Annotated in this window: 4 protein-coding genes; 1 reads left to right on the top strand and 3 read right to left on the bottom strand. The window is 61.9% G+C overall.

Going from position 1 to position 2,662, the window contains the following annotated elements; all coding sequences use genetic code 11:
- The coding region (gene cynS / locus HP546_RS28940) for a cyanase (RefSeq protein WP_172232908.1) at positions 1 to 386 on the bottom strand (386 nt) is incomplete at its 3' end.
- Between the two features lie 29 nt (positions 387 to 415).
- Positions 416 to 1,075, bottom strand: a complete 660-nt coding sequence (locus tag HP546_RS28935; protein WP_172232904.1) for a carbonic anhydrase — start codon at positions 1,073 to 1,075, stop codon at positions 416 to 418.
- Between the two features lie 110 nt (positions 1,076 to 1,185).
- Between HP546_RS28935 and cynR the strand changes: the two genes are divergently transcribed.
- Positions 1,186 to 2,076: a transcriptional regulator CynR gene (gene cynR, locus HP546_RS28930; protein WP_172232901.1), complete on the top strand. Its 891-nt coding sequence runs from the start codon at positions 1,186 to 1,188 to the stop codon at positions 2,074 to 2,076.
- Positions 2,077 to 2,084: 8 nt separating this feature from the next.
- Here the strand turns inward: cynR and HP546_RS28925 are convergent.
- On the bottom strand, positions 2,085 to 2,662 hold a 578-nt coding region (locus HP546_RS28925), incomplete at its 5' end, for a DUF421 domain-containing protein (RefSeq protein WP_172232898.1).

The raw sequence follows: 2,662 nt of genomic DNA, 5'->3' as shown, positions 1-2,662 counted from the left end.
TCCAGCTTGAAGTTGATGGCACTGATGATGCCGTCACCGAACTTCTCGTGGACCAGCGCCTTCAGCGTGGTGCCGTACACTTGCAGCATCTCGTAGAAACGGTAAACGGTCGGGTCGGTCGGCACGCCGTTCTCGATGCTGCCGCGCATCGGCACGGTCTGCAGCAGTGCCACGGCATCCGCATCCAGGCCGAGTGTTTCGCCCACCACGCTGGCGGCAGGCTTGGGCAGTGGGTGCTGGCCCAGCAGCGCTGCGGTGACGAACGCTTCGGAGAGGCCGGTGCCCTCGGTGATCTGGGCGAACGACAGGTCTTTGCGGGCTTTGGCCAAGAGAATGACTTCGGTCAGGGCAAGGCGCGAATGTTGGCTGGTTTGCGACTGGATCATGGTGTTGTCTCCTAGGGTAAAAAACGGGTTCAGGCAGATTGCTTCAGTTGATAGGGGGCGGCGCGTGCACCGGGGTTATCCACCAGCGGGGCGAACTTGCCGGTGTTGATGTCGAACGCATCCATACGGCCGCTCTCGATGTCATAGACCCAGCCATGCAGCGCGATGCGGCCCTCTTCAAGGGCCAAACGTACCGAGGGGTGGGTGCGCAGGTTGACCAGCTGGGCGATCACGTTCTCGCGGACCATGGCGTCGACACGGCTGTGATGGTCCTTGTGCTCACGTGCTTCATTCACTACCCGAGCCGAGTCGGCGTAGCGCAACCAGCCGGCTACTGCGGGCATGTGATCCAGGCACTTGCAGGTGGCAATGGCGGTCATGGCGCCGCAATCGGAGTGCCCACAGATCACGATGTCGGAGACCTGCAGGGCAGCGACGGCGTACTCGACCGAGGCTGATACGCCCCCTGGCTCAGGGCCGTAGGGCGGCACGATGTTGCCGGCGTTGCGAATGACGAACAGGTCGCCCGGCTCGCGCTGCGTGACCAGTTCCGGCACCAGCCGGCTGTCGGAGCAGGAGATGAACAGCGCCCGTGGGCTTTGCTGGTTGGCCAGGCCCTTGAACAGGTTGGCGCGTTCCGGAAAGGCGTTGCGTTGAAACTTCAGAAAACCGTCGATGATGTCTTTCATGGTGATTCCTCTGGGTCGCGATGCGATGGAGCAGAGGTTACGGCGCTGCTTACATAAGGTAAAAGTCTCAATTATGATGCTGCTCATCGGATAATCTTATGGTTAGTGGCATGCTTGCTCGACACATCAAGTACTTCCTCGCGGTGGCGCAACACCACAGCTTCACCAAGGCGGCTGCAGCGCTGCACGTCTCCCAACCCGCCCTGTCGCAGCAGGTCCGGCAACTGGAGGAAAGCCTCGGGGCGCAGCTATTTGACCGATCGGGGCGTACCACGCGCCTGACGGACGCCGGGGAAGTCTATTTGCGCTATGCGCGCCGGGCCTCGCAGGAGCTGGAAGAAGGCAAGCGGGCGATCCATGACGTGGGCGATCTGAGCCGGGGTTCACTCAGGGTTGCGATAACCCCAACGTTCACCACCTACCTGGTCGGGCCGGTGGTCGAGGCGTTCTACAGCCGATATCCGAATATCACGCTGAACCTGCGGGAAATCGCCCAGGAACAGATGCAGGCGCAGCTGCTGGCCGACGAGCTTGATGTGGGCATCGCGTTCGATGACGGGCACGCGGAGGACATCGACACCCTGCCGCTGCTGGTAGAAGCACTCGCCCTGGTGGTCGGGGGCAACCACCCGCTGGCGGGGCAGCATGCTATCGACCCCGATGCCCTGAGCGGCGAATCGCTGATCCTGCTCAGTGCGGAGTTTGCCACCCGCGAGCAGATCGACCGCTACTGCCGCCAGCACGGCATTACCCCACGTGTGCGCATGGAGGCCAATGTGATTGGTGCTGTCATCGAAGTGGTCCGCAGGACGACGCTCTCGACGTTGTTGCCTGCCACCATCGCACGTGCGCACGAAGGCCTGTTTGCCCTCGAGCTCGGCCCGCAGCGGCTGCAGCGTACTGCGGTGTTGATGCAGCGCAAGGGGGCCTACCAGACATCAGCCGCTCGGGCCTTTATCGAACTGGCGACAGATATCGCCGCCCAGCTGCAAAGCAGATGAAGCACCTGCTACCGGCCGCGCAGCGTTTCCAGCGCCGGAGACCACACGTCATGCCCGCACCGGGTACACGCGACAGAACCCTCTGCATCGAGGTAGACCGGGTAGCCACAGCTTACGCAGCAATACACCCCGGCAGCGGGTAGTTTGACGTATTCAGGCCGATGCTCGGCCGGAAGCACTGACAGCCCCGCTCGGGTGTCCTGGCCATCGTAGAAGTACAGGCTCAGGTCGCCATCTGTTTCCAGCAGGCCAAGGCGAACCTGGCCCAGATGCTCGACGCCTCGCTGGCGTAGCTCCATGAACAACTCGTTCGACGAGATGTTCATGTTGCGCAGGGAATGGATTTCGTACATGCCATCCTTGACCACCGTGATCGGCAAACCGTCGATCCACGCTTCGCACGCCTTGCTGCGTGTCATGAGGTAGACAGTGCCCCGATACAGCAGTAGCAGCGTGAGGAACACCAACGCCACCGGCAACAGCGGCACATCTTCGTAAAAGGTTACATCCCCTGCAGCAGAACCCAGCGTCAGAATGACCACGAGTTCAAAGCGCGACAGTTGCTTGATGCCCCGACGGCCGCTGG

This window comes from Pseudomonas sp. CM25, from assembly GCF_013179705.1.
GTDB lineage: Bacteria > Pseudomonadota > Gammaproteobacteria > Pseudomonadales > Pseudomonadaceae > Aquipseudomonas.
Note: the sequence above shows the minus strand (reverse complement) of the source record. Positions and strands in the feature narration are given on the sequence as shown.